This is a genomic window from Mycobacterium kansasii ATCC 12478 (assembly GCF_000157895.3).
Classification (GTDB): Bacteria; Actinomycetota; Actinomycetes; order Mycobacteriales; family Mycobacteriaceae; genus Mycobacterium; species Mycobacterium kansasii.
Window position 1 is genome coordinate 5,031,937 of sequence record NC_022663.1, and the last position, 24,702, is coordinate 5,056,638.

At 65.6% G+C, this 24,702-nt stretch carries 21 protein-coding genes and 3 pseudogenes; 20 read left to right on the top strand and 4 right to left on the bottom strand.

The window, feature by feature from the left end; genetic code table 11:
- Positions 1-26: 26 nt before the first annotated feature.
- Complete coding sequence (locus tag MKAN_RS21905; RefSeq protein WP_023372060.1) at positions 27-1,409, top strand: WS/DGAT/MGAT family O-acyltransferase; 1,383 nt, start codon at positions 27-29, stop codon at positions 1,407-1,409.
- 26 nt (positions 1,410-1,435) lie between these two features.
- A complete protein-coding gene (locus MKAN_RS21910) occupies positions 1,436-1,900 on the top strand; it encodes a cyclic nucleotide-binding domain-containing protein (RefSeq protein ID WP_023372061.1) in 465 nt (154 codons plus the stop codon).
- A 177-nt stretch (positions 1,901-2,077) separates the two neighbouring features.
- Here MKAN_RS21910 and MKAN_RS21915 read toward each other — a convergent pair whose 3' ends face one another.
- Both MKAN_RS21915 and MKAN_RS21920 read right to left on the bottom strand, forming a co-directional pair.
- Entirely contained in the window at positions 2,078-2,743 is a 666-nt protein-coding gene (locus MKAN_RS21915) for a nitroreductase family protein (protein WP_023372062.1), read from the bottom strand.
- An 8-nt stretch (positions 2,744-2,751) separates the two neighbouring features.
- On the bottom strand, positions 2,752-4,278 hold the full coding sequence (locus MKAN_RS21920; RefSeq protein ID WP_023372063.1) for an Hsp70 family protein: 1,527 nt from the start codon (positions 4,276-4,278) through the stop codon (positions 2,752-2,754).
- Positions 4,279-4,446: 168 nt separating this feature from the next.
- On the opposite strand from MKAN_RS21920, the gene MKAN_RS21925 reads away from it, so the two are divergent.
- From MKAN_RS21925 to MKAN_RS21995, 13 genes and pseudogenes are all read left to right on the top strand, one after another.
- On the top strand, positions 4,447-4,827 hold the full coding sequence (locus MKAN_RS21925; RefSeq protein ID WP_036391859.1) for a SpoIIAA family protein: 381 nt from the start codon (positions 4,447-4,449) through the stop codon (positions 4,825-4,827).
- A gap of 28 nt (positions 4,828-4,855) precedes the next feature.
- Positions 4,856-5,356, top strand: a pseudogene (locus tag MKAN_RS21930) (CAP domain-containing protein); the annotation flags it as partial.
- A 17-nt stretch (positions 5,357-5,373) separates the two neighbouring features.
- A complete protein-coding gene (locus tag MKAN_RS21935; protein WP_023372066.1) occupies positions 5,374-5,679 on the top strand; it encodes a DUF732 domain-containing protein in 306 nt (101 codons plus the stop codon).
- Between the two features lie 154 nt (positions 5,680-5,833).
- Complete coding sequence (locus MKAN_RS21940) at positions 5,834-6,601, top strand: MlaE family ABC transporter permease (RefSeq protein ID WP_023372067.1); 768 nt, start codon at positions 5,834-5,836, stop codon at positions 6,599-6,601.
- On the top strand, positions 6,598-7,452 hold the full coding sequence (locus MKAN_RS21945; RefSeq protein WP_023372068.1) for an ABC transporter permease: 855 nt from the start codon (positions 6,598-6,600) through the stop codon (positions 7,450-7,452). Before MKAN_RS21940 ends, MKAN_RS21945 begins: the two co-directional genes overlap by 4 nt.
- A gap of 25 nt (positions 7,453-7,477) precedes the next feature.
- On the top strand, positions 7,478-8,929 hold the full coding sequence (locus MKAN_RS21950; RefSeq protein ID WP_023372069.1) for an MCE family protein: 1,452 nt from the start codon (positions 7,478-7,480) through the stop codon (positions 8,927-8,929).
- A 22-nt stretch (positions 8,930-8,951) separates the two neighbouring features.
- Complete coding sequence (locus tag MKAN_RS21955) at positions 8,952-9,980, top strand: virulence factor Mce family protein (protein ID WP_023372070.1); 1,029 nt, start codon at positions 8,952-8,954, stop codon at positions 9,978-9,980.
- Positions 9,977-11,298, top strand: a pseudogene (locus tag MKAN_RS29960) (MCE family protein). Before MKAN_RS21955 ends, MKAN_RS29960 begins: the two are co-directional and overlap by 4 nt.
- A complete protein-coding gene (locus tag MKAN_RS21975) occupies positions 11,298-12,599 on the top strand; it encodes a virulence factor Mce family protein (protein ID WP_080674127.1) in 1,302 nt (433 codons plus the stop codon). The pseudogene MKAN_RS29960 and the gene MKAN_RS21975 overlap by 1 nt, the downstream one beginning before the upstream one ends.
- Complete coding sequence (locus MKAN_RS21980) at positions 12,599-13,735, top strand: virulence factor Mce family protein (RefSeq protein ID WP_023372076.1); 1,137 nt, start codon at positions 12,599-12,601, stop codon at positions 13,733-13,735. The genes MKAN_RS21975 and MKAN_RS21980 overlap by 1 nt, the downstream gene beginning before the upstream one ends.
- 1 nt (position 13,736) lies before the next feature.
- The gene (locus MKAN_RS21985; protein ID WP_023372077.1) at positions 13,737-15,236 is read left to right on the top strand and encodes an MCE family protein; all 1,500 of its coding nucleotides are present in this window, start codon (positions 13,737-13,739) and stop codon (positions 15,234-15,236) included.
- A complete protein-coding gene (locus MKAN_RS21990; RefSeq protein ID WP_036391249.1) occupies positions 15,206-15,760 on the top strand; it encodes a hypothetical protein in 555 nt (184 codons plus the stop codon). The genes MKAN_RS21985 and MKAN_RS21990 overlap by 31 nt, the downstream gene beginning before the upstream one ends.
- Positions 15,757-16,311, top strand: coding sequence for a hypothetical protein (locus MKAN_RS21995; protein ID WP_023372079.1), 555 nt, complete (start codon positions 15,757-15,759; stop codon positions 16,309-16,311). The genes MKAN_RS21990 and MKAN_RS21995 overlap by 4 nt, the downstream gene beginning before the upstream one ends.
- A gap of 2 nt (positions 16,312-16,313) precedes the next feature.
- On the opposite strand, the gene MKAN_RS22000 is transcribed toward MKAN_RS21995, so the two are convergent.
- Positions 16,314-18,581 carry a carbon starvation CstA family protein gene (locus tag MKAN_RS22000; protein WP_036391870.1) on the bottom strand — a complete coding sequence of 756 codons (2,268 nt, stop codon included), beginning with the start codon at positions 18,579-18,581 and terminating at the stop codon, positions 16,314-16,316.
- A gap of 81 nt (positions 18,582-18,662) precedes the next feature.
- Between MKAN_RS22000 and MKAN_RS22005 the strand changes: the two are divergent.
- From MKAN_RS22005 to MKAN_RS30755, 4 genes and pseudogenes are all read left to right on the top strand, one after another.
- Positions 18,663-18,938, top strand: a pseudogene (locus MKAN_RS22005) (GNAT family N-acetyltransferase); the annotation flags it as partial.
- A gap of 869 nt (positions 18,939-19,807) precedes the next feature.
- Positions 19,808-21,088 (top strand): EspA/EspE family type VII secretion system effector, encoded by a 1,281-nt coding sequence (locus MKAN_RS22010; RefSeq protein ID WP_023372082.1) that lies wholly within the window; start codon positions 19,808-19,810, stop codon positions 21,086-21,088.
- A 6-nt stretch (positions 21,089-21,094) separates the two neighbouring features.
- On the top strand, positions 21,095-21,412 hold the full coding sequence (locus MKAN_RS22015) for an ESX-1 secretion-associated protein (RefSeq protein WP_023372083.1): 318 nt from the start codon (positions 21,095-21,097) through the stop codon (positions 21,410-21,412).
- 165 nt (positions 21,413-21,577) lie between these two features.
- The gene (locus tag MKAN_RS30755; protein ID WP_023372084.1) at positions 21,578-22,129 is read left to right on the top strand and encodes a hypothetical protein; all 552 of its coding nucleotides are present in this window, start codon (positions 21,578-21,580) and stop codon (positions 22,127-22,129) included.
- A gap of 106 nt (positions 22,130-22,235) precedes the next feature.
- Here MKAN_RS30755 and MKAN_RS22025 read toward each other — a convergent pair whose 3' ends face one another.
- Complete coding sequence (locus MKAN_RS22025; RefSeq protein ID WP_023372085.1) at positions 22,236-23,765, bottom strand: ATP-dependent DNA ligase; 1,530 nt, start codon at positions 23,763-23,765, stop codon at positions 22,236-22,238.
- A gap of 110 nt (positions 23,766-23,875) precedes the next feature.
- Here MKAN_RS22025 and MKAN_RS22030 point away from each other — a divergent pair, with 110 nt between their 5' ends.
- Positions 23,876-24,643, top strand: a complete 768-nt coding sequence (locus MKAN_RS22030; RefSeq protein WP_023372086.1) for an SDR family NAD(P)-dependent oxidoreductase — start codon at positions 23,876-23,878, stop codon at positions 24,641-24,643.
- Positions 24,644-24,702: the final 59 nt, after the last annotated feature.

The window sequence follows — 24,702 nt, forward strand, 5'->3', positions numbered from 1 at the left end:
GGCCCGCGACGCTCTACGCTGTCGTCGTGAGGCGGTTGTCCGCTCTGGACGCGGCGTTCTGGTTCGCCGAGACCCATACCTGCCCAATGCACATCGGCGGTCTGGCGATCTGTGATCCCGCCGAGGCGCCCAGCTTCAGTTTCGATGTGGTCAAAGACCTCATGGCTGCCCGTCTTCCGGAGCTGCCGTTGCTGCGGTGCCGGGTCGCCGGCGCGCCCCTTGGCTTGGACCGTCCATGGTGGGTCGAGGACACCAAGCTCGACATCGACTACCACATCCGGCGCGTTGCGGTGCCCTCGCCGGGCGGACGCCGCGAGCTGGAGGAGCTTGTCGGCCGCCTGATGTCCTATCCGCTGGAGCGCAGCAGACCCCTGTGGGAAATGTGGTTCATCGAGGGTCTCGAGGGCGGTCGTGCCGCGACCCTTACCAAAATCCATCACGCCCTCATCGACGGGGTGTCGGGCGCCGGCCTGAGTGAGATCATGCTGGACGTCACGCCGGAACCGCGGCCACCGGCCGTCGGGGTCCAGGAGTCGCCGGCGGCCGGCATGCCGCGTTTCGAGCGGCGCGCACTGGGCGCCATGTTCAACGTCACCGTCGCGACCCCCTACCGGTTGGCGCGGATCCTGCAGCAGACGCTGGTTCAGCAACTGGCCGTGCGGCGACTGGCCAACAAGCCGCCGCATTTCTTCCAGGCGCCGACCACCCGGTTCAACGCCGACCTCACGCCCGAGCGGCGGGTCGCATTCACCCGGGTGCCGCTGCAGCGGGTCAGGGCCGTCAAGCAGGCCTGCGGTGTGAAGCTGAACGATGTTGTGATGGCGATGGTTTCGGGTGCCCTGCGCGGCTATCTCGAGGATCGTGGGGAGCTGCCGGAGCGGCCGTTGATCGCCCAGATCCCGGTCTCGACCCACCGCGATGACTCGCAGTCCGCCAACCAGATCGCGTCGATGACGATGAGTCTGGCCACCAACGTCGCCGATGTCGCGGAGCGGCTGAACACCATCTACCGAAATTCCCGGGGCGCCAAGGAGATGGCTAAGGCGCTTACGGCCCACCAGATCATGGGCCTGACCGATACGACGCCGCCGGGCCTGCTGGCCCTGGCCGTCCGGGCCTACACCGCCAGCCATCTCGGCGGCCGCGTCGCCCCGATAAACCTCGTCGTCTCCAACGTCCCCGGGCCCGACTTCCCGATCTACCTGGCCGGTGCGGTGGTGGAAAGCCTGATACCGATCGGCCCCCTGACCATGGAGGTGGGCCTGAACGTCACCTGCTTCAGCTACCGCGGGTCCATCGATTTCGGTTTCGTCACCACCCCGGAGGTCGCCGACGATATCGACGAACTCGCCGACGCCATCGAGCCCGCGCTGACGCAACTGGAGGAAGCCGCCGGCCTCGTGGCCTGAATCGGCAACTACGAAAGGAATTTACAGTGCAGACGCTCGAACGCGTGCTGGCCGGGCACCGGTTCTTCAGCGGGATGGATCCTCGCCACCTGCAGTTGGCTGTCGGGTGCGCGGCGAATGTGCGCTTCAATGCCGGCGAGTTGATCTGCCGTGAAGGTGAGCAGGCTGATCAGTTCTATCTCATTCGGGCCGGAAAGATCGCGCTCGAAACCTCTTCTCCCGGCCACGGCAGCCTGGTCGTGCAGACGCTCGGCGACGGCGACATCCTCGGATGGTCGTGGTTGGTGCCGCCCTACCACTGGCGCTTCGATGCGCGCGCGGCCGAAATGACGCGGGCGATCGGTTTCGACGGCAAGTGCCTGCGCCAGAAATGCGAAGAGGATCACGAACTCGGGTACGAGCTGCAAAAGCGTGTCATTGCCGTGCTCGGACAGTATCTCGACGCGACCAGGTTCCGGCTCTTGGACATCTATCGCGACGCCATCGAATGAGGCCATTGCGACGACGCCGAAGGCTCGCCAGAACTCGCAGCGGAGCTTGGCATCCGCACAGCTCAGCGCTGGGACCACAGTGGTTCATCGAGACTGCAGCCACCGCGACCGCGCTCGGCGAGTCGTGAACGTGTCCGCAGTGTCGCGGTCAGCGCGACGCCCTCACCAAGTCGCGGCTTAGCCGTGGAATGCCGGGCCGCCGAAGCGCTCCCGGGTGACGAACTCCGCAACCGGCCGGCGGCGCAGCTTCGTCAGCTGGCGGGTGGGCCTGCCGAGCGGCACGATCGCGGCGACCGCGTGATTGCCCGGAATGTCCAGCAATGCACGAACCTGCTCCTCCCCGGCGATCGCCATGGTGGTGATGGTGCCGCCGTAGCCCTCGTTTCGAGCGGCCAGCAGGATGTTCCACACCAACGGATACACCGACGCGCCGGCGGCGATGCCGACCCGGTCCAGGTCCCGATCCAGCGCCGCGACCACCTCCAGGTCAACGGAAACCACCAGTACCACAGGCGCTTTCGTAACCGAAGCAACGAATGCGTCCGGAACTTCGGTGCTGTCGACAACCTCCTGCGGCACACTGCTGGGATGAATTGAATTCCAAGGATTTTCACCGGCCGTCAACTGCGCGAGGTAGCGGCGGGCGGCCGGGATGCCCAGCTCGGCCAGGCGACGACGGACGTCGGCGTCGCGCACCACGGTGATGTGGGCGCCTTGCCGGTTGCCGCCGCTGGGGGCGAACCGGGCGTTGTCGAAGATGCGCGACAACACCTCGTCGGGCAGCGGGTCGTCGGTGAACTGGCGCGCCGCGAACGTCGTGCGCATGACGTCGTACAGCTCCATGGCCGTGCTCAGCTCGCAGCGGGTGCGCGTCGTTCCAGCCGGAAGGTGCGCTTGAAGCCGGTGGGCTGCGTCGTCAGGGTCACTTCCACCGCGCCGCCGGGGGCGACGACGTAGCGCTCCTCGACATCGGGACCGTCGTTGCACCGGCCGACGGGCTGCCGCCCAAGGTCGTGGCGGTCATGCAGGGCAGGGTCGAAGGGGAAGTAGACGGGATCGTAGGGGGTCACGTCCCCGTCGGGACGGCCGTCGACCAGGCGGCTGCACTCCACGAACCGGAAATGTCCGATGTTGTGGGCCGCCCGATAGGTTCGCCTGATGATCAGCGGCGAATGCCCGTCGGCGGGAAGCGCGGCGTCCTTGAGCACGATCGGGTCGAATACCACGCCGGCGCCGGCCTGCGCCTCGCGGAAAACTCCGAAATGCCGCGAAAAGTGTTCGGACAACTGGAAATTCGCTTTCGTGTCGAGAAATACCGCCAGCCCGATAGCGGTTGCGGCAAACGGGTGCGGCGAGCGTTTGACGCGTTTCTCCCCGAAGGCGGTGCGCAGCATCCGCACGATGAGCGGAAAGCCGCCGGCCCCGCCCACCAGGTAGATGCCTGCTACCTCGGACCAGGCGACGCCGCTTCCGGCTGCCGCCGGGTCGCGCAGCACCCGCGAGAGCACGTCGATGGTCTTGTCCACGAGCGGCGCGCAGGCCGAGTACACATCGTCGATGCCGCAAGCGAACGGTGGCCGGTCGGTCCCGTCGACCACCGTCAGGTCCACCAGGAAGCGGCGGGTCTGCGCCCCGATGGCCTCCTTGCGGGCGGCGCATTCCTCCCGCAGCGGGTCGGATGCCGCGGCGACCGGCGGCAGCTTGGCCCCGGACACGACGAGCTTCACTATCGCCTCGTCGAAATCGTCGCCACCCAGACGCTGGATGCCCTCGCTGACGACGACCTCGTTGACCTGGCCCGTCATTTTCAGCAGCGAGGCGTCGAAGGTGCCGCCGCCGAGGTCGTAGATCAGGACGTATTCGCGTTTGGCGGTGATGGTGGAGCGGTACCGGTGGGCATACTCGAGACTGGCCGCAGACGGTTCGTTCAGCATTGCGACGACGTGAAAGCCCGCCGCGAGAAAGGCGTCCAGCGTCATAAAGCGTTGGGCGCTGGACGCATTGGCCGGCACACTGATCGCGGCCTCAATCGGCTCGCCCGGCCCGAGGCCGGCATTGGAGCGATGCCGAAGATCGTCTTTGAACCGCGCCAGATAGCCGGTGAGCAACTCGGCCAGCGGGTAATCGCGGCCGGCCAGGTTCACCTCGGTGTGCGGTCCGGCGTCGTTGAGCAGACGTTTGAACGAGCGCAGTACCGACCATCCCGGCTCGCGGCGCACGGCGGCGGCGTCCAGCCCGAACCGGATCTCTCCGGCCGCGTTCGCCGCGATGAGTGATGGCCAAGCCTCTACCCCGTCGAACGAAACGACGGGATAGTTGCCTCTGTCGACGACCGCGGCGACGGTGTGGGTGGTGCCGAAGTCGATACCGACTCTCATCGCACCCAATTTTAGGCCTGATACCAGGCAGTCCGGCACTACCCGCGTTGTCCGGCGTGCCGTCGGGTCGGGTGATTCGGTGACTTTGGCCTCTACGCCAAGCGCGCCCGGCGAGGAGACGATGGCCGCAGCGCAATTGCATCGGGTGGACAAACGCGAGGAGGCATGGTGATCGAGCGCCTGGAGGGCTTCCCCGACAACGTTGCCGCGTTCGCGTTCCACGGGCACGTTACGAAGTCCGATTACGACGCCATACTCATACCCGATTTCGAAGACAGACTCGCCCGCCACAAGAAGGTGCGGATCTATTGTGAAATACCGCCTGATTTCCAGAAATTCGATCCCGGTGCGGTCTGGGAGGATTCGAAGTTCGGTTTCGGCCACTTCTTCGACTGGGAACGCGCCGCCTTGGTCACCGACGTGGAATGGATGGCGCATGTGGCGAAATTCAGCCAGTTCTTCGGCTTTCTGTGGCCCGGCGAGTACCGCGCATTCTCGAACGCCGGTGTCGACGAAGCGCGCAAGTGGATCGCCGAACCGCACGAGTGACTGCGATAGTGCGCGCGGCCGACAACGCATCCGGTCGCGGGCTTGCGTCCTGGCGGCTCTGCCCGCGGCCGCAGTGCTTGCCGCAACGCCGCCCGCGAACGCGGACAACAAGCGGCTCAACGACGGTGTCGTCGCGAATGTCTACACCGTGCAGCACAACGCCGGCTGCACCAACGATGTGCGGATCAACCTGCAGCTGCAACTCGCGGCGCAATGGCACACCGTCGACGTGCTCAACAACCGCGCCCTCGACGGTGACCTCGGCTCCGACGGCTCGACCGTGCAGGACCGCGCGATCGCCGCGGGCTATCGCGGCAGCGTCGCCGAGACGGTGGCTATCAACCCGGCCCTGGCGATCAGCGGCATCGAGGTGATCAACCAGTGGTATTACAACCCCGCCTACCTGGCGATCATGCAGAACTGCGCCTATACGCAGATGGGCGTGTGGTCGGAGAACAGCCTGGACCGCAGCGTGGTGGTCGCCGTATACGGCGCGCCGGCCGAGCATTCCTCGCCACGGGGCTCAGCCTGACACTGTCCGGGGTGATGTGCACCGGCGCACCCGCTGCACACGCCGACGCGGTGGCCTACCTGGTCAATGTGACGGTGCGGCCGGGCTACAACTTTCCCGACGCCGCGACCGCGCTCGCATATGGGAATGGCATCTGTGAGAAGGTGCGGGCCGGCGAGCGCTACCCACAGATCATCACCGAGGTCAAAAGCGACTTCGACACCTCCGACGAGTACCAGGCGTCCTATCTGATCAGCCAGGCGGTCGGCGAACTGTGCCCGGCCCAGATCTGGCAATTGCGGCAATCGGCCGGCGGATACGTTCCACCGGCAGGTTCGTGAGGATGTCCGGTACTCAAGCTGCAGAGGACCTTCGTCTAGACACTTCTGACAAACGGCTCTTCCTCGAAGTACGAGGTTGCGACAATAGTCCCTGCAAGAACTCGGCAACACACTCGAGCGCACTAGCGTGCAACAGGAAAGGGAAGCCGCGCTGATGGTTTCATCCGACACCGTCATCAAGCCGCTGCGTTCCGTCGGGGAATTCTTCGCCATGTCGCTGGACACCTTGGTGGCGATGTTCAAATGGCCTTTCCCGTGGCGGGAGTTTCTGCTGCAAAGCTGGTTCGTGGCACGGGTTTCCATCATTCCGACGCTGTTGCTGGCAATTCCGTTCACCGTGCTGGTGGTGTTCACCCTCAACATCCTGTTGGTGGAGTTCGGCGCCGCCGACTTCTCCGGCACCGGCGCAGCCACCGCCTCGGTCACCCAGATCGGGCCGATCGTGACGGTGCTCGTCGTCGCCGGCACCGGAGCCACCGCGATGTGCGCCGACTTGGGCGCCCGGACCATTCACGACGAACTGGACGCATTGCGGGTGATGGGCGTCGACCCGATTCGCCGGCTGGCGGCGCCCCGCGTGCTGGCCGCCACCGTCGTCGCGGTGTCGTTGGTGTCGCTGGTGACCCTGGTCGGCCTCGCCGGCTCGTTCGCGTTCTCGGTGTTCGTCCAGCACGTCACACCGGGTGCTTTCGCGGCGGGTCTGACCCTGATCACCCACCTTCCCGAGCTGATCCTGGGTCTGGTCAAGGGCGCGCTGTTCGGCATGGCCGCCGCCCTGATCGCCTGCTACAAAGGCATTTCCGTGGGCGGCGGCCCGCAGGGTGTCGGCAATGCCGTCAACGAGACGGTGGTCTACTCCTTCATCGCGTTGTTCGTGATCAACATCGTCGCGACGGCCGTCTTCTACGTAGGCCCGCAATGAGCGCCAACCCGCCGGCCGAGCGGCTCGCCTGGATCGGCGGCCGGGCGAGCGGCTTGGTGGCCGGCTGGAATCGCGTCGGCATCCAGGTGGCTTTCTACGCCAGGACGATCGCCGAAATGCGAACGGCGTTCGGTCGTTACGGCAAGGAAATCCTGCGACTGATCGCCCAGATGAGCCTGGGCACCGGCGCGCTGGCGGTGATCGGCGGCACGGTGGTGATCGTCGGCTTCCTGACCTTGTCCACCGGCGCCGTCATCGCCGTGCAGGGCTACAACCAGCTGTCCGGCATCGGAGTGGAGGCCATGACCGGCTTTATCTCCGCCTATGTCAACGTGCGCATCATCTCACCGGCGGTCGCCGGTGTCGGTTTAGCGGCCACCATCGGCGCCGGTGCCACCGCGCAGCTGGGCGCAATGCGCATCGCCGAAGAGATCGACGCGCTCGAGGTGATGGCCGTCCGGTCGGTGGCCTACCTGGTCTCCACCAGGGTGGTGGCCGGTGTCGTCGTGGTCATCCCGCTGTACTGCATAGCGGTGGTATGCGCTTTCCAGGCCGCCCGGTTCGGCACGACCGGGGTCTACGGTCAGTCCACCGGCGTCTACGACCATTACTTCCGTACCTTTCTCAATTCGACGGACCTGCTCTGGTCGTTCCTCACGGTGATCGCCGCGGCCATCGCCATCATGCTGGTGCACACCCATTACGGGTACACCGCCAAGGGCGGGCCCGCCGGAGTGGGCGCGGCGGTCGGCCACTCGGTGCGCACCTCGCTCATCGTGTTGACGCTGATCGTGCTGGCGATCTCGCTATCCGTGCACGGCCAGTCCGGCCATTTCAACCTGTCGGGCTAGCCGGTTAGCCAGAGGAGCCGCGACCATGTCGGAATCACGTTCGCAGCGAACGCATCCCGGGCGGTGGACGTTCGTGCTGGTGATCGCCGTCATCGGCACCATCGTGCTGACCGCAACGCTGTTCTCCGGGTCGTTCAAGTCATCGATCGCGGTAACGGTGCTGTCCGACCGGGCCGGCTTGGTGATGGATCGCGGCGGCAAGGTCAAGCTGCGCGGAGTGCAGGTGGGCCGGGTCAGCGAGATCACCGCCGGGAAGGACCACGTGACCTTGAAGTTGGCCATCCAGCCGGAGCAGATCAGATACATCCCGGCCAACGTGGGGGCCCGGATCCGGGCCACCACCTTGTTCAGCGCGAAATACGTCGACCTGGTTTACCCGCGCCATCCCAGCCCGCAGCGTCTGGCCGCCGGGACGGTGCTTCGGGCCGAGAATGTAGGCACCGAGGTCAACACGATGTTCGCCAACCTGGTCAAGGTGCTCAACCAGATCGACCCGGCGAAGCTGCAGGGGGTGCTGTCCGCGCTGGCCGAAGGTCTGCGCGGGCACGGTGCGACGGTCGGCCAGAGCATCACCGACGCCAACCAGGTGCTGCTCGCGATCAATCCGCGCGCCGAAACGGTCCGGACGGACATGCAGGCGGTCACGCGTCTCAGCGACACCTATGGTGCTGCGGCGCAAGACATCCTGAAGGTACTCGACGCGGCCAGCGTCACCAGCGCCACCATTGCCGGCGAAGCACCGGCGCTGGACGCGCTGCTCGCGGAGATGATCGGCCTGTCGCGCAGCGGTATTGCGCTGCTGGGCGCGAACAAGGACAGACTGGTCACCGCCGTGAACCTGCTCGACCCGACCACCAGCCTGCTGACGAAATACCACGGGGCACTGACGTGCATGTTGGTCGGCGCCAAGATCGCCCTCGACACCGGCTATCTGGATGCCACCGGCGGCGCCAATGGCTATTCACTGATCATCGACAGCACTCCGTTGTTCGGCGCCGACCAATACCGCTTTCCGCAGAACCTTCCGATCGTCGGCGCCAAAGGCGGGCCGGGCGGTAAGCCGGGCTGCGGATCGCTACCCGACGTCGCCGCCAACTGGCCGCTGCGCCAACTGATTACCAACACCGGCTGGGGAACGGGGCTCGATATCCGGCCCAACCCCGGAATCGCTTTCCCGGGATACGCCGACTACCTCCCGGTCACCCGGGGACAGCCCGAACCGCCCAGCGTCCGCTATCCGGGCGGGCCGGCCCCCGGCCCCATCCCGTACCCGGGTGCGCCGCCCTACGGCGCTCCGCAGTACGCACCGGACGGCGCCCCGCTGTACCCGGGCCTGCCGCCGGCGCCGCCGCCCGGCGCCCCACGCGAACCAGGGCCCCCGCCACCGGGATCCGAGCCGTTCGTCGTCCCGGCGCCGGCACAGCTGCAGCCGACACCGGCCCCGCCGCTCCCTCGAGAAGCGACACCGTCGCCGTGACGCCGAAGGAGAAGCCAACGCGATGAGAGACAACCTGGGCGGTGCCATCTGGCGGCTGGCGATCTTCATGGTCGTGTGCACGCTGGGGCTGATCGCGATGTTGGCGATCTTCGCCGACCTGCGCTTCGGGGACGAAAAGCCGTACCGGGCACACTTCAGCAACGTGTCGGGACTGGAGAGCGGCAACTTCGTCCGCATCGCCGGCGTGGAAGTCGGCCAGGTCAAACGCATCTCGATCCGGGACGACGGAACCGCGATGGTCGAGTTCGGCACAGACAACTCCGTGGTCCTGACCGAGGGCACCAAAGCGGTCATCCGCTACCAGAACCTGATCGGCGGCCGCTATCTGGCGCTCGAGGAAGGGAGCGGCGGCAGCAGACAACTGCGGCCCGGTGACACGATTCCGCTGGCGCAGACATCGCCGGCGCTGGACTTGGACGCGCTGATCGGCGGCTTCCGGCCGTTGTTCCACGCGCTGGATCCCGATCAGATCAACGCCTTGTCGACCGAACTGATCAAGGCATTCCAGGGTGAGGGCGCGACGATCAGTTCGTTCCTGGCGCGAACGGCGGCGCTGACCAACACGCTGGCGGACCGCGGTCAGCTGATCGGGCAGGTCATCGTCAACCTGAACACCGTGCTGGGCTCACTGGGTGACCAAAGTTCGCAATTCGCCAAGGCGGTCGATTCAATGTCCCAATTGCTGTCCACCCTGGCCGACAACAAGCAGGAGATCAGCACCGGCATCGCCTACGCCAACGCGGCCGCCGGATCGATCGCCGACCTGCTCGCGCAGGGCCGCGCGCCGCTGGCCGACATCATCCACCAGTCGGAGCGGATAGCGGACGTCATACTTGCCGACCGCGACTATTTCGACGATCTGCTCAACACGCTGCCGGACGCCTACCAGATGCTGAATCGGCAAGGCCTCTACGGCGACTTCTTCAGCTTCTACATGTGCGACCTGCTCTTGAAGCTGAACGGCAAAGGCGGCCAACCGATTTACGTCAAGATGATCGGCCAGCCCTCGGGAAGGTGCACGCCGCGATGAAATCGTTCTCGGAACGCAATCCCCTCGTCGTCGGCGTGGTCGGCCTGGTGGTGGTGGCTGCGGCGGTGCTGGCCGCACTGACCTACAGCAGGCTGCCGTTCGTCAAGGCCGGCAGGGACTATTCGGCCTACTTCGCCGAGGCGGGCGGCCTGCAGACCGGCACCACGGTGCAGGTTTCGGGCCTCAAGGCGGGCAAGGTCAACAGCATCGCGCTGGACGGACCTAAAGTGCTGGTCCGCTTCGAGGTCGACAAACATATCCGGCTCGGCGACCGCACCGAGGCCGCAATCAAGACGAAAAGCGTGCTGGGCGCCAGGATCCTGGAAATCACACCCCGCGGCGAGGGCAGGCTGACCGGGCCGATTCCCCTCGAACGCACGACGTCGCCTTACCAGCTGCCCGACGCGCTCGGCGATCTCGGCGCCACCATCAGCGGGCTGGACACCGACAAGCTGTCGGAATCATTGGCCGTGCTGGCGGACACCTTCTCCGGTACCGCGCCCGATCTGAGAATCGCGCTGGCCGGTGTGGCGCGGTTCTCCCAGACGCTCAACGAGCGTGACGCTCAACTACGAAATCTGTTGTCCAACGCCAACAAAGCCACGACCGTGTTGTCGGAGCGCAGCGAGCAGATCGCCCGGCTGGTCGCTGACAGCAACGCCCTGCTTGCGCAGCTGGAAAGCCAAAGCCGCGCGCTGGATGCGATCTCCGGCAACATCTCGGCGATAAGCCGGCAAATCAAGGGCTTTATCGCCGATCACCGGCAGACCCTCAACCCGATCCTGGACAAGCTCGACCGGGTCCTGACGATCGTCGACAACCGCAAACAACGAATCCAGCTGGCAATCAAGAAGTTCAACGACTACGCGCTGTCACTGGGTGAGTCGATGTCCACCGGCCCGTGGTTCAACTTCTACATCACCAACCTGATTCCCGGTCAGTTCATCCAGCCGTTCGTCGACGCCGCTTTCTCCGATCTCGGTCTGGATCCCAATGTGCTGCTGCCGTCGCAGCTCAGCGATCCGCAGCTCGGTCAGCCGGGCACACCCGCGCTGCCGGTGCCGTTCCCGCGCACCGGTCAGGGCGGCGAGCCGCGGCTGAACCTTCCGGACGCGATCACCGGCAATCCCGGCGATCCCCGCTATCCGTACCGCGAGCCGCCGCCGGGGCCGCCGCCGGGCGGGCCGCCGCCGGGACCGCCGGCGCTGGCCCCGGAGAGACGACCCCGCCGCCGCCGCCGACACGGCCGCCGGTGTACGTTCCCGCGCCCGGCGAACCGTCCCGGCCGGCGAAACCCGGTCAGCAAGCGGGCCAATGATGAACCGCGCTGTGAACCGCCGCAATGCCCGCATCGGTGTGGCCGCCATGCTTGTGCTCACCTTCATCGCCGGGGTGGTGGTGGTATGGCAGGGCGCCGCCGCGACCCGCAAAACAACGGTGGTCGCCTACTTCAAGAACAGCAACGGCATTTTCGTCGGCGACGAAGTGCGCATCCTCGGGGTGCCTGTCGGCAAGATCGACAAGATCGAGCCGCAACCCGAGCGGGTCAAGATCACTTTCTCCTACGACGCCAAATACCAAGTGCCCGCCGATGCCAAGGCGGTGATCCTGTCCCCATCGCTGGTCACGGCGCGCGTTATTCAGCTGACACCGGCCTACACCGGCGGGCCGCAACTGCCCGACCACGCGGTGATCCCGCCGGAGCGCACCGCCGTCCCGGTGGAGTGGGACGACCTCCGTCAGGACCTGGCAAAGCTCACCCAGATGCTGCAACCGAGCCAGCCCGGCGGGGTGAGCGCGATGGGAGCGTTGCTGAACACCGCCGCCGACAACCTGCGGGGCCAGGGACCGACCATCAGGGACACGATCGTCAAACTGTCCCAGGCGGTTTCGGCGCTCGGCGACCACAGCAACGATATCTTCAGCACCGTGAAGAACCTGTCGATTCTCGTGTCGGCGCTGCAAAGCAGCACCGACCTGATGCGTCAGCTGAACCAGAATCTGGCCACAGTGACCGGGCTGCTGACCAACGACCCCGATGAGGTTGCCAGCGCGGTCGCGGGGCTGGCCGACATCGTCGGCGACGTCCGCGGCTTCGTGGCCGAAAACCGGGAGACGCTGGGCGAAACGTCGGACAAGCTGGCGTCGGTGTCCACGGCGCTGAACGACAGCCTCGACGACATCAAGCAGGCACTGCACATCGCCCCGACCGAGTTGCAGAACTTCATGAACATCTACCAGCCGGCGCAGGGCACGCTCAGCGGAGCGCCGGCGCTCAACAACTTCGCGAACCCGATTGCCTTCTTGTGCGGGGCGATCCAAGCGGCGTCGCGGCTGGGTTACGAACAGTCGGCGAAGCTGTGCGTCCAATATCTGGCGCCGATCATCAAGAATCGGCAATACAACTTCCCTCCGTTGGGGGAGAACTTGATCGTCGGTGCGGTGGCGCGGCCCAACGAGGTCACCTACAGCGAGGACTGGATGCGGCCGGACTACGTTCCCCCGCCTTCCAATTCCACTGCGGCCGTCGATATTCCATCGTTGCCGGCCGAGGTGCATCCGGCCGATCCCGCCGCCGGGCTGCGCGGCTTGTTGCTGCCCTTCGAAGGAGGCTCCTGATGGGTGCGGTGTGGCGTCACAGCAGGGTGTGGCTGCTGACGGTGCTGGCGGTGATCGGCCTGGCCGGCTGCGGTTGGCGAGGCCTCAACTCGATCCCGTTGCCGGGGACAGCGGGCCGCGGCCCGGGCGCGTTCACCATTCAGGCGCAATTGCCGGACGTGGGCACCCTAGAGCAGAACTCCCGCGTACAGGTCGGCGACGTCACGGTGGGCAACGTCACCAAGATCGAGCGACAGGGCTGGCATGCGCTGCTGACCATCCGGCTCGACGGCGACGTCGAGCTGCCGGCCAACGCGACCGCCACCCTCGGCCAAACCAGCCTGCTCGGTTCGCTGCACATCGAACTGGCCCCGCCCACCGACGTCGCGCCGCGGGGCAAGTTGACGCAGGGATCACTGATCCCGCTGTCGTCGGCCGGCAGCTACCCTTCGACCGAGCAGACCCTGGCCGCAGTCTCGCTGCTGCTCAATGGTGGTGGTATCGGCCAGATTCAGGACATCACCGAAGCATTGAGCGTCGCGCTCGCCGGACGGGCCGCCGACCTGCGCAGCCTGATCGAACAGGTGGACCGGTATGTCGGCCTCGTCGGTGACCAGACCGGCGACATCATCGCCGCGGCCGAAAGCCTGAACAACGTGGTCGGACAGTTGGCGAACGAGAAGCCGGTGGTGGACCGCGCGCTGCGGACCATCCCGGACGCGCTTCGGACGCTCGCGGACGAACGGCAGCAGCTGGTTGATGCGCTCGATCAATTCGCCAAGTTCAGTGCGCTGGCCGCCGACTCCGCCAACCAGACCAAGGACGCCTTGGTCAGGCAGCTGAAAGACCTTGGGCCGGTGGTGGAATCGCTGGCCAATGCGGGTCCGGCCCTGACCCGTTCGCTGAGCTTGCTCACCACCTACCCGTTTCCCAAGGACACCATCAGCAACTGGGCCCGCGGGGACTACGCCAACCTGACGGCCATCATCGACTTGACGCTGAGCCGGCTCGACGCCTCGTTCCTCACCGGCACCCGGTGGGAGGGCAACCTGACCGAGCTGGAGCTGCAGTGGGGCCGCACCATCGGCCAGATGCCGAGTCCCTACACCGCCGGCAATCCGCTTGTCGCTCCGTACCATTGGGATCAGGGGCGTTGACATGCCGCCGTTGTCGAGACGAATCCTGGTCCAACTGGCTATCTTCGTGATTGTCGCGCTAGTCGGTGGAGCGGTGATGATCTTCAACTACATCCAGCTGCCGGCGATGTTCGGTATCGGGCGCTACCGGGTCACCGTGCAGTTGCCGCAAGCGGCCGGCCTGTACCCCAGCGGCAACGTCACCTACCGCGGAACCGAAGTCGGCAGGGTCGAAAGCGTGCGGCTCACCGATACCGGCGTCGCGGCGGTGCTCTCGCTCAACTCGGGTGTCGACATCCCCTCCGATGTCGACGCCCAGGTGCACAGCCAGTCGGCGGTGGGTGAGCAGTATGTCACGTTGCTGCCGCGCCGGGAGTCCCCACCGCTCAAGGACGGGGATGTCATTCCGGCCGAACGCGTTTCGGTGCCGCCGGATCTGGACACGTTGCTGGATACGGTGAACCGGGGCATGGAGTCGATCCCGCGCGACAGCCTGAAGACGACGGTCGACGAGGCCTATACCGCGGTGGGGGGCCTCGGGCCGGATATTGCCCGGCTGGTCACCGGAGCCGGTTCGCTGTCCATCGAAGCGCGTAGGAACCTGGGTCCGTTACTCACCCTGATCGACCAGTCCAAGCCGGTGCTGGATGCGCAGGCCGACTCGCCGGATGCGGTACAACAGTGGGCCGCGCGTCTGGCCGACCTCAGCCGGGGGCTGCAGCGCAACGACACCGCCGTCCGGACCGTGCTGCAACAAGCGGGCCCGGCCGCCGCGGAAGTCCGGCAATTGTTCGACCGGGTCAATCCGACACTGCCGGTGCTGCTGTCCAATCTGATCGGCGTCGGTCAGGTTGCGGTCAGCTATCACCCCGCCATCGAGCAGTTGCTGGTGCTGCTGCCCCAGGCGGTGGCCACCATTCAGGCGATCGGCGTGCCCAACCGCAACACCAAGCAGGGCTACAAGGGCGTCTTCCTCAGCTTCAACATGCGACTCAACCTGCCGCCGCCGTGCACCACCGGCTACCTGCCGGCCCAGCAGCGCCGAGTGCCGTCTTGGGAGGACTACCCCGACCGCCCCGCCGGCGACCTGTACTGCCGGGTGCCGCAGGACTCGCCGAACAACGTCCGCGGCGTTCGCAATACGCCGTGCGTCGGCCACCCCGGCAAACGCGCCCCGACGGTCGCGATGTGTGAGAGCGATGAGAGCTATGTTCCGCTCAACGACGGCTACAACTGGAAGGGCGACCCGAACGCCACACTGTCGGGCCAGCCCGTTCCGCAACTGCCCCCCGCCGCACCGCCCGCGCCGGGCGCCCCGGCACCGGCCCCACCACCCGGCGCACCGCCCGCGCCGAGCGCCCCGGCACCGGCCCCACCACCGTTTCCGATAGCTGCCGCAGAATACGACCCGGCTACCGGTACCTACGTCGGCCCGGACGGGCAGGTCTACACCCGATCCGATCTGGCTGCGGCCGGCGGGAAGGAGCGCACATGGCAGTCGATGTTGCTGCCCCCGAATTGAGCGAGTCGGCCGAGGCGCCGCCCAGCGGTCTGGGCACCGCTCGGCCGGCGGTGCTGGCCATGCTGGTGGTGGTGCTTGGGTTGGCCGGGCTGGTCGCCTTCCTGGGATACCGCGTCCATCAGTCGCAGCAGACCGAGCAGCAGACCGAGCAGCAGAGCAGGCTCTTTCTGCAGGCCGGTCGCCAGGGGGCGCTGAACCTCACCACCATTGACTTCCGCCAGGCCAACGCCGACGTGCAACGCATCCTGGATGGGGCAATGGGCCAGCTCTACGACAACTTCGCCAAGCGATCGCAGCCGTACATCGACGTCGTGGTGCGGACCCAGTCGAAATCGGTCGGCACGGTGACGGAAGCGGCGCTGGAATCGCAGTCCGGCGACCAGGCGCAGGTGCTGGTTGCCGTGACCGTGAAAACGTCGAACATCTATGCGGCCCAAGAGGAATCGCGAGCATGGCGGATGCGGCTGTGGGTGCGGCGGGTGGGCGCGCAGGCCAAGGTCTCCAACGTGGAATTCGTGCCGTGAGTACGCCACCGCCGGCAACCGCCGAATCCGGCACCGCGACCACCACCGACGCCGCCGATGCGCACCGCCGAATGGGGTGGCCGCGGCTGCTGGCCTACGGTGTGCTGCCGGGCCTGGCGTTGGCGCTCGCGCTGCTGGCCGGTTTCCTGAAGTGGCAATGCTCGTCCGCGCCGGACAGCACCGGCCGCATCGAGGTGATCCAGGCGGCGCGGGCAGCGACGGTCGAGTTGCTGTCCTACCGGCCCGACACGGCCGAGCGCGACCTCGGTGCCGCACGTGACCGGCTGACCGGCCGCTTCAAAGACGAATACACGTCGCTGACCCGCGACGTGGTCATCCCCGGCGCCAAGCGGAAACAGATTTCGGCGGTTGCCACCGTACCGGCCGCGGCGGCGGTGTCGGCCCAGCCGAACCACGGGGTGGTGCTGCTGTTCGTCAACCAGACGACGATTGTGGGCACCGAAGCGCCCACCTACACCGCATCCAGCGTCCGGGTGACGTTGGACAAGGTCGACGGACGCTGGCTGATCTCCGGGTTCGATCCGGTCTGAGGTCAATGCTTCCGAGCGCCAAGGGGTTTCGTGGCAGACCCGGGCAGCTCGTTCCATCTTCGTTGTAGCTCGCGTTCCGCGGCCGTCGGAATGAGGCCGGCGGGCGCGAACAGCTTCGAGGGCACCGGCTCATCTTCGGCCAACGGCCGGCCAGATCCACGAATTGTCTTGAACGCCACGACAACCCCGGTGACAAACACCACCATGACGACCGTCGCGAAGACGATCGACAGGGTGCCTTGGATGAAGGTGTTTCTGATCACGTCGTCGAGCTGGTCGGCATTGGCCGCCGAACCGAACGCCGTCTTGCCGGCGTTTCGGGCCGCCAGATACTGGTAGTGCTGAGTCCAGTAGCCGACCGCCGGGTCGGCGGAAAACACCTTCTGCCACGACGCCGTCAGCGTGACGGCCAGATCCCACAGCAACGGCACCCCGGGTATCCAGGCCCACTTCAGGTGGCCCTTCTTGATGACCACGACCGTGATCACGGTCAGCGAGATCGCCGCCAGCAGCTGGTTGGCGATGCCGTAGAGCGGGAACAGTGTGTTGATGCCACCGAGCGGATCGGTGACGCCGAGCAGCAGGATGCTGCCCCAGGCGGCGACCATTGCCAGGCTGCACGCCCAGACGCCCGGGCGCCAGCCGGGATTCTGCAGTTTGCGCAGCGGCCCGCCGAGGTTGCTCAGCGCGTCGGAGACCAGGAAACGCGCGGCGCGGGTGCCGGCATCGAGGGTGGTCAGGATGAACAGCGCCTCGAACATGATCGCGAAGTGGTACCAGAAGGCCTTGAGGTCCATGCCGCCGAACACCCGGTGCAACATCTCGGACATGCCGAAGGCCAGCGTCGGCGCCCCGCCGGTGCGTGAGACGATCGAGCGCTCGCCCACGCTGGCGGCGGCCTGACTGATCTGTTCCGCGGTAGCCGGGTTCCCGCGCAAGCCGAGCCCGTTGACGTACTGGGCGGCGCTAGCCGCGGTGCCGCCGGTTTGCGCCGCCGGGGCGTTGAGCGCGAAGTACAGATGCTGGTCCAGGATCGACGCCGTCAGCAGCGCGATGACCGCCACGAACGACTCGGTGATCATGCCGCCGTAGCCGATCAGTCGCATCTGACCTTCCTTCTCCAGCATTTTCGGCGTCGTTCCCGACGAGATCAGCGCGTGGAATCCGGACAGTGCGCCGCAAGCGATGGTGACGAACAAGAAGGGGAACACCGAACCCGCGAACACCGGCCCGTCGCCGGCGCCGGCGAACCGCGACACGGCCGGAGCCATCATGACCGGCCGCACCACCAACACCCCGATGGCGAGCAGTGCGATGGTGCCCACCTTCATGAACGTCGACAGGTAATCGCGCGGCGCGAGCAGCAACCACACCGGCAACACCGACGCCGCGAAGCCGTAGCCGATCAGCAGCCACGACAGCGTGACCGGCGATAGGCTGAACCACTTTGCACCCCAGGATGTTTCGGCTACCCAATTGCCGCAGACCACGGCGAGCAGCAATAACACCACCCCGATCACCGACACTTCCATCACCCGCCCCGGCCGCAGGAACCGTAGGTAGCAGCCCATGAACAGGGCGATGGGGATGGTCATGGCAATCGAGAACACCCCCCACGGGCTTTGCGCGAGAGCACGCACCACCACCAGCGCCAGCACCGCGATGACCATGACGATGATGGCCGGAACCCCGATCAGGGCGGCTGCACCGGCGGTAGGGCCGAGCTCGTCGCGAACCATCTGCCCGAGGGAACGGCCTCGGCGCCGAGTGGAGATCCACAACACCAGATAGTCGTGCACGCAGCCGCCGAACACCGCGCCCAGCACAATCCACAGCGTGCCGGGCAGATAGCCCATCTGGGCGGCCAGCACGGGACCGACCAGCGGCCCGGCCCCGGCGATGGCGGCGAAATGGTGGCCGAACAGTACCCGCCGATCGGTCGGCACGTAATCCATACCGTCGTGCAGGAGCTCGGCGGGGGTGGCGTGATCATCTCGCGGCGCGACGATCCTGGCCTCGATCAACCGGGCATAGAACCGGAACGCGATGACGTAGGTGCAGCCCGCGGCAACCACCAGCCATACGGCGTTGACCGTTTCACCGCGGACCAACGCGAGGATCGCCCAGGCGACCGCACCGATCACGGCGACGACGGCGAGGAAGACCTTGTGCTTCAGGGTGATCGGGGAGCGGTCGACGACGGCGACGGGCGGCAGGTCGGCGTCGGTGTGGATGTAGCTGACGTCGCCGGCCACCGGCCCTCCCTCAATGGTGCATGCTCGGGTGTTCCCGGTGATCCTTGCATTACCACGGTGCTGTGCGCAGCCCGGCAATAGGCATACCGGTGGGTGATGCCGTTATGGCGATTGCGTGACTATGACGACGACGACCTGGACCAGGCAATCCAGGTGTGGGACCAAAGTCGCACTCCGGGATCGCCGGAACCGGTTTTCACTGTCGCCGAGGTGATGGCGGCCGCTCGGGCGGGCCAGCCCGCGGTCGTCGCCGAGGTTGGTGACGAGGTGGTCGGTACGGCCGTCGCCCGGACCGACGGTGAGCGGGCCTGGATTCTGCTGATCGCGCTGGCGTCACGCTGGTGGCAGCGAGGCATCGGCAGCGCGCTGCTGCCCGCATGGGCGACTACCAGACCGGTGGGTGACGGTACTTCGTCGGGTGCTCGCTGAACCCCGTTTGGCCGAGATCCATCCCGGAAGAATACGGAGGTGCGCTATCTGAGCGTCATTCGGTGTCGGCGACGAAGGCGACGGGCGCAGCTCCCTCACGATGTTCGTGGGGTTGACGAGATTTCGTTGGACAACCCGGTGCTGGGCGTCGCGGCGCCGACGAAATAGATTGGGCGCCTGCCGAATCGGTCGCTGAACGCGGAACCCGGCCGCGGTCACCACTGACACCGGGTCAGCCGCCCGGGCGGCCACCGCTCTAGGCTAATGAGCGGCGCAGCCTCCGCATGCTCGGCCACAAGTCGAGCGGTCAGCTGTATGGCCGCTCCGCTGGCCGGCAGCCAGGCCTTGAGAAACTCAGCAAGTAGCGCCACGACCAAGACCCATCCGCACGCTTTCCGTTAACCTGTGCGCTCGCTTTTGTTCAAAGCGCATAGGGCAGATAGGGAAAACTGGACTTTCGCCGCTACACACAACTCGCGGACCGCCATATTGTCAACTAGGATTGACTTTATGCAATCGCGTGGCGGCAGACCCGACGCCACTGGGTGTTGTAGCGATGACCTGCCGAAATTGCTTGGCAGCTGTCGGTGCCTGCAGCGGCGCGGACGCATCTTCAGAACGGACATGTCCCGACTGGAGGGTGCTGCGCCGGTACCGCCGCGCCCGCAGCGGCGAATCAGAAATTCACTCGTATGCCACCTCGAAGTCATGCAGGCGTGAAATTGAATCGGCGCCGGACGTCGCCGTCCGGCGGTTTTCCGAGGAAGAGGGCATTTGCATCGTAATGATGCAGCACTGTTGAGAGGGTAAGAATGTCGAAAACCGCAATTATCGATAACACCATAGACGTCATCGAGGCAATGGATCTCCTCTTAGGGGAGGGCATTCCAATATCTGGCGCGATATTTGACAGTAGTTCGTCTCGATTTCGCAGCATTGCGCATCAGCAATCGAACTCCGAGCCCGGCGATAATTGGACCGGCACCGCTGCTGATAAATACATCCAGAAAAACCTGTTCCTGCAAGCGTGCGAACAAATCATGGCGGACGTGGACTATATCACTGGAACCCTCATTACCGATGAGGCCCAGGCAGTCATCAAGGCGCGTGATTCACTGGAGCACCAGATACATCACCTCGACAAGCAAAAACCTACTGCCAGGGACCTTTGGGATATACCTCTTATCGGCCCCATCATCTCGAGAACTTTCCAAATTTCGGTTTGCGACAGTGCGATGACGAGTGTTGAGACCGCACTCGCCCAATTAACACTTACCACGATGGAAAATACGATTGCGCTGGTAGATGAGCTTGCGAAGATCGCCGTGTTGTTGTCGGAGTTGCCCATCGACATAGTGAAGGACTGGCTGGCCGACCTGGAGTACTTGGTGGCCGCGATCTTGTCGGAGTTGAATCGCATCATCTTCGCTGTCGAGCAAGTTTTGCAGCGCGTTACCTTGGCTGTGGTAGACGAGTTAAAGCACGCGATCGCCGATGCGATACATGGCCTGAAATGTGTTGTCGATGTGTTGGCGGACGAATTGTCTCGTATTCCTGTCCTGCCCAGCTTGACAGAAATGGCGACCATGACCGGAATATCGGGTTTGGGCAGCCTTGCCAGAATCGCGCATATCGCAGGCACGGCACCCATATCGGACGGGGCCAGTTTATCCAATTCGGTCACCGGGATCGGCTCGACAGCCGTATCCGATGTAACGCATTCCGTCGGCGCGGCTGGCTCTCCCACAATGACGCCGATGGCTTCGAGCATTGGCAAAATGTCGCGATTGGACGCCGCGAGCCCCGCCAACGATCTCGGCCGGTCCGGCAACGAGGCACCGCGGGAACAATTCAGTGCCGAGGAAAGCTCGGCGGCGCGCCAAGGCGACATGCCCGCTGGTCCGCTGGGCCAATCCGCCAAGAACGCCGGCAGCGACAAGGGCGCGGCCGGCGGCACCGGCGCTGTCGGGCGGGCACCCGTCAATGAGGGTGGCGACGATGAGCAGAATCGGCCCGGGCTGCTGGTTGACGATGGCGAAATGCGTAGTGAGACAGAACTAGTCGCCGCGGCGATGTTCAACGTGGAGGGTTAGCCGGCGATGTTGCACTCCCTTGGCGTCAGTCCAGACTATTTGCAGCTGCTAGCGGGCAGTCAAGACAATCTGGCGATAGATATCAAGGCCGCGACCCAATCGGTCGATGGGATCAGCGAAGCTGTCTCCACTACCCATGGCTCGCTTACCTCCACGTTCAACATCACGTTGGCAAAGCTTGTGACGATCCGCAGCTTTACGGGCATGGGCCTGGAGAAACTCACCACGGACGTGGCGACGAACTTGCGGATTGCCGCCCACGCTTACCGTGACACTGACAGCGATTGGGCGGATCTTATCGAGAAGTTCAGGTTTCGTTCCTGACCAACATGCGAAGGACAGAAACTCGAAGACCCATGACCGTTCAACCAATTTCGCGAATATTGGTTCTTCCGGCGCGCTCGCAGCTTAATTGCCTGAGGTTGGAACGGGGGCGTCCCGGCAGCTGAACGTGGCTTGTTTACCTACCTACGTGCGGAAAGGAACACTATGGTCAACCAGCCCGGGAACGACTTCGATGACGAATCATCCACGCTGGATCTGTTCGGACGGCCCAGGCGCACAGGGCCTCTCGGCACTGGTGGAAATGTGCCGGTAGCGCCGAATGCCGGTATCCTCAACCGCAACACCGCATCATCTCCGACGGAAGGAGTCGAGCTCCAACGGTTTACGGTTACCAATCCTGACAAGTCCGTGTCGGTGTCGGCGCTCTTGGACGGCAGAATCGATCGGGTTACGGTGTCCCGACGAGCGGCACGGATGACCGAGTCAGGACTGAGCGACGAGATTATGACCTTAGCTCAGGTGGCCATGCAAAAAGCCCGCTCCGCCCTATACCTACGCATACTCCACAGCGTGGGCGAAATGGGCCGCGGGGACAAGGACTATGACGACATGCTGCACAGATTGAAGACGTCCCTGAATCTGCCGACGCCGGAAGAGGCCGCCGCGGCCGAAGCGGATCTCGTTGCTAACCGTTATCCCCGGCAGTGGATGACTGGTACTGCTTCGTCAGCGGTGGGCACCGACTCGTGGACCTAACATCAGGCGGCTGTTGGCGCCGCATGCCGCCGAGTGTGAATCTGACCAACGACCATTCTGGGCATTGCGGGCGTGTCTCGTCGCATGATTCACAATCGCGGCTAGCTCAATACAGTGCGCGCACGGTGTCGATGGTGTCGGCTTCGTCCGGGCTCTTGTCGTCTCGATAACGCAGCACGCGGGCAAACCGCAACGCGACTCCGCCTGGATAACGCGACGACCCCTGCACCCCGTCCACCGCCACCTCGACCACTTGCTCGGGGCGCAGCTGGACGACATATCCGTCCGTGCCTCCGATGGCTAGCCCGGTGAACCGGGCGGTCTGCCAGTCCAGCATGGCGTCGGTCATCCCCTTGAAGGTCTTGCCCACCATGACGTACTTACCGCTGGCCGGGTCCCGAGCGCCCAGGTGAATGTTGGACAGCTTCCCGCGACGGCGGCCCGAACCCCACTCCACGCCGAGCACCACCAGATCCAGCGTGTGCACCGGCTTGACCTTGAGCCATCCCGCGCCGCGACGCCCGGCCTGGTACGGCGCTCCTGGCGCCTTGGCCATCACGCCTTCATGACCGGCTGCCAATGTCGCGTCCAGAAAGGCAGCCGCGGCCGCCGCGTCGGACGTGATCAGCCGGTCCACCCGGTGTCTGACGGGTACGACGGCGTCCAGGACGGCCAGCCGCTCGGTGGTCGGCGCGTCGAGCAGGTCGTCGCCGTCACGATGCAAGATGTCGAAGAAAAATACCGAAAGCGGCTGCGTTGCACGGGCGGCCGCTACATCGACCGACCGGCCGAACCGGGACGCGGTGACCTGGAAGCGATGCGGACGGTGGTCGGGTCGCCACGCGATCGCCTCACCGTCGGCGATCAGCTCGTGCACCGGCAGCGCGAGGGTTGCCTCCACGACCTCCGGCAGCCGGGCGGTGACGTCGTCGAGGCTTCGGGTGTAGACGGTGACGTGGTCGCCGGCACGGTGAATCTGTACTCGGGCGCCGTCCAGCTTTGCCTCGAATATCGTTGTGCCGTAGTGACGTTCGAGTGCGTCGGTCACACCGGTCGCGGTCTGCGCCAGCATCGGGCCCACCGGCCGGCCCACCCGTAGCGTGAAGGCGTCCAGCGCCGCCGCCCCGCCGGTCAGGCCCGCTGCGGCGACCGCCGGCAGATCACCGCCCAGCATGGCGGCGCGCTGCACTGCGCTGGCGCGGATTGCGGCCGCTTTGGCGACGGCGTCGGTCATGATCCCGGTCAGCGCACCCTGGCGCAGCTCACCGCTGAGCAGCCTGAAAAGGAAGGTCTGCTCGGATTCGGTTGCCGCCGAGAACAACTCGGAGACCAGCTGTGCGCGGCGTGCCTGCGAGCCGCTGCCCGAGGTGGCGCCGATCTCGGAGAAAGCGGCGTCGACACCCGTGACGGTCAGCGTCGCATGCCCCGCTGGCGGCGGTAGCGACCGCAACGACGCCCAGCCGACGCCGATGTGTCGCTGTGGCAGTTCCCCGGAAAGCCACGCCACGAGGATCGCCACCAGCTCGGGGTCGGGTGCGGCGCGGCGAAGCAGGTCGGCGATGCGTTCGACCTTGCTCAGCCGCGACGAGGTGGCGCCCACGTCAAGTGAGGTAGTGGCCACGTCGAGAAGGAGCACGTTTCAGCTTGGCATGACACGCCGACAACCGTTGCGGCCCGACACGCTAGCGTGCCTAGATAACGTTACAGATTGCCAGAATTCTGACAAGCCAATACAGGGAGGTCCGGATGGAGATCAGCGGCAAGAAGGTCGTGGTCATCGGCGGTGCGTCGGGGATGGGTCGTGCCACCGCCGAGTTGCTGGCCGAACGTGGCGCGCACGTCGCGGTGCTCGACCGCGAGAACTCCGACGGCAAGGCCGTTGCCGAAGGGCTCGGCGGCGGGTTCTACCCGGTCGACGTCACCGATTTCACCGGAACTGAGGAGACCCTGCAAACGGCGGTCGACAACCTCGGCGGCCTGCATGTCGCGGTGACGACGGCGGGCGGCGGCATCGCCAAGCGGACCCTGACCAAATCCGGCCCCCACGACCTCGAATCCTTCCAGTCGGTCATCGATCTCAACCTCATCGCCACCTTCAACATCAGCCGCTTGGCCGCCGCGCACATGGCCAAGAACGAGCCGGAAGATCCCGAAACGGGTGAGCGCGGCGTCATCATCAACACCGCATCCATCGCGGCGTTCGAGGGCCAGATCGGGCAGGTCGCCTACACCGCCGCCAAGGCCGCGATCGCCGGCATGTGCCTGACCATGGCCCGTGATCTGGGTTCGATGGGAATCCGGGTGCTGGCCATCGCGCCGAGCCTGTTCCTGACCGGTCTGACCGCCATGGTTCCCGACGAGATGGCGGCCCAGCTGACCAAGGACGCGGCCTTCCCGAAGCGGATGGGCCGGCCCATCGAGTACGCAAAGCTGGCGGCGGCCATCGTGGACAACCCGATGCTCAACGGCCAGTGCATCCGCCTGGACGCCGGCCAGCGGTTCGCGCCCAAGTAAGCCACCGGGCCGGGTCCTCGGCGGGCATTGAGTACACTCTTTAGAAATTCAGCAGGTCC

Bases quoted from the DNA above. Each gene is read 5' to 3' on its own strand.
- MKAN_RS21915 (WP_023372062.1), bottom strand. From the start codon at position 2,743: ATGGAGCTGTACGACGTCATGCGCACGACGTTCGCGGCGCGCCAGTTC.
- MKAN_RS21920 (WP_023372063.1), bottom strand. From the start codon at position 4,278: ATGAGAGTCGGTATCGACTTCGGCACCACCCACACCGTCGCCGCGGTC.
- MKAN_RS21935 (WP_023372066.1), top strand. From the start codon at position 5,374: ATGTGCACCGGCGCACCCGCTGCACACGCCGACGCGGTGGCCTACCTG.
- MKAN_RS21940 (WP_023372067.1), top strand. From the start codon at position 5,834: ATGGTTTCATCCGACACCGTCATCAAGCCGCTGCGTTCCGTCGGGGAA.
- MKAN_RS21945 (WP_023372068.1), top strand. From the start codon at position 6,598: ATGAGCGCCAACCCGCCGGCCGAGCGGCTCGCCTGGATCGGCGGCCGG.
- MKAN_RS21950 (WP_023372069.1), top strand. From the start codon at position 7,478: ATGTCGGAATCACGTTCGCAGCGAACGCATCCCGGGCGGTGGACGTTC.
- MKAN_RS21955 (WP_023372070.1), top strand. From the start codon at position 8,952: ATGAGAGACAACCTGGGCGGTGCCATCTGGCGGCTGGCGATCTTCATG.
- MKAN_RS21975 (WP_080674127.1), top strand. From the start codon at position 11,298: ATGAACCGCGCTGTGAACCGCCGCAATGCCCGCATCGGTGTGGCCGCC.
- MKAN_RS21980 (WP_023372076.1), top strand. From the start codon at position 12,599: ATGGGTGCGGTGTGGCGTCACAGCAGGGTGTGGCTGCTGACGGTGCTG.
- MKAN_RS21985 (WP_023372077.1), top strand. From the start codon at position 13,737: ATGCCGCCGTTGTCGAGACGAATCCTGGTCCAACTGGCTATCTTCGTG.
- MKAN_RS21990 (WP_036391249.1), top strand. From the start codon at position 15,206: ATGGCAGTCGATGTTGCTGCCCCCGAATTGAGCGAGTCGGCCGAGGCG.
- MKAN_RS22010 (WP_023372082.1), top strand. From the start codon at position 19,808: ATGTCGAAAACCGCAATTATCGATAACACCATAGACGTCATCGAGGCA.
- MKAN_RS22015 (WP_023372083.1), top strand. From the start codon at position 21,095: ATGTTGCACTCCCTTGGCGTCAGTCCAGACTATTTGCAGCTGCTAGCG.
- MKAN_RS30755 (WP_023372084.1), top strand. From the start codon at position 21,578: ATGGTCAACCAGCCCGGGAACGACTTCGATGACGAATCATCCACGCTG.
- MKAN_RS22030 (WP_023372086.1), top strand. From the start codon at position 23,876: ATGGAGATCAGCGGCAAGAAGGTCGTGGTCATCGGCGGTGCGTCGGGG.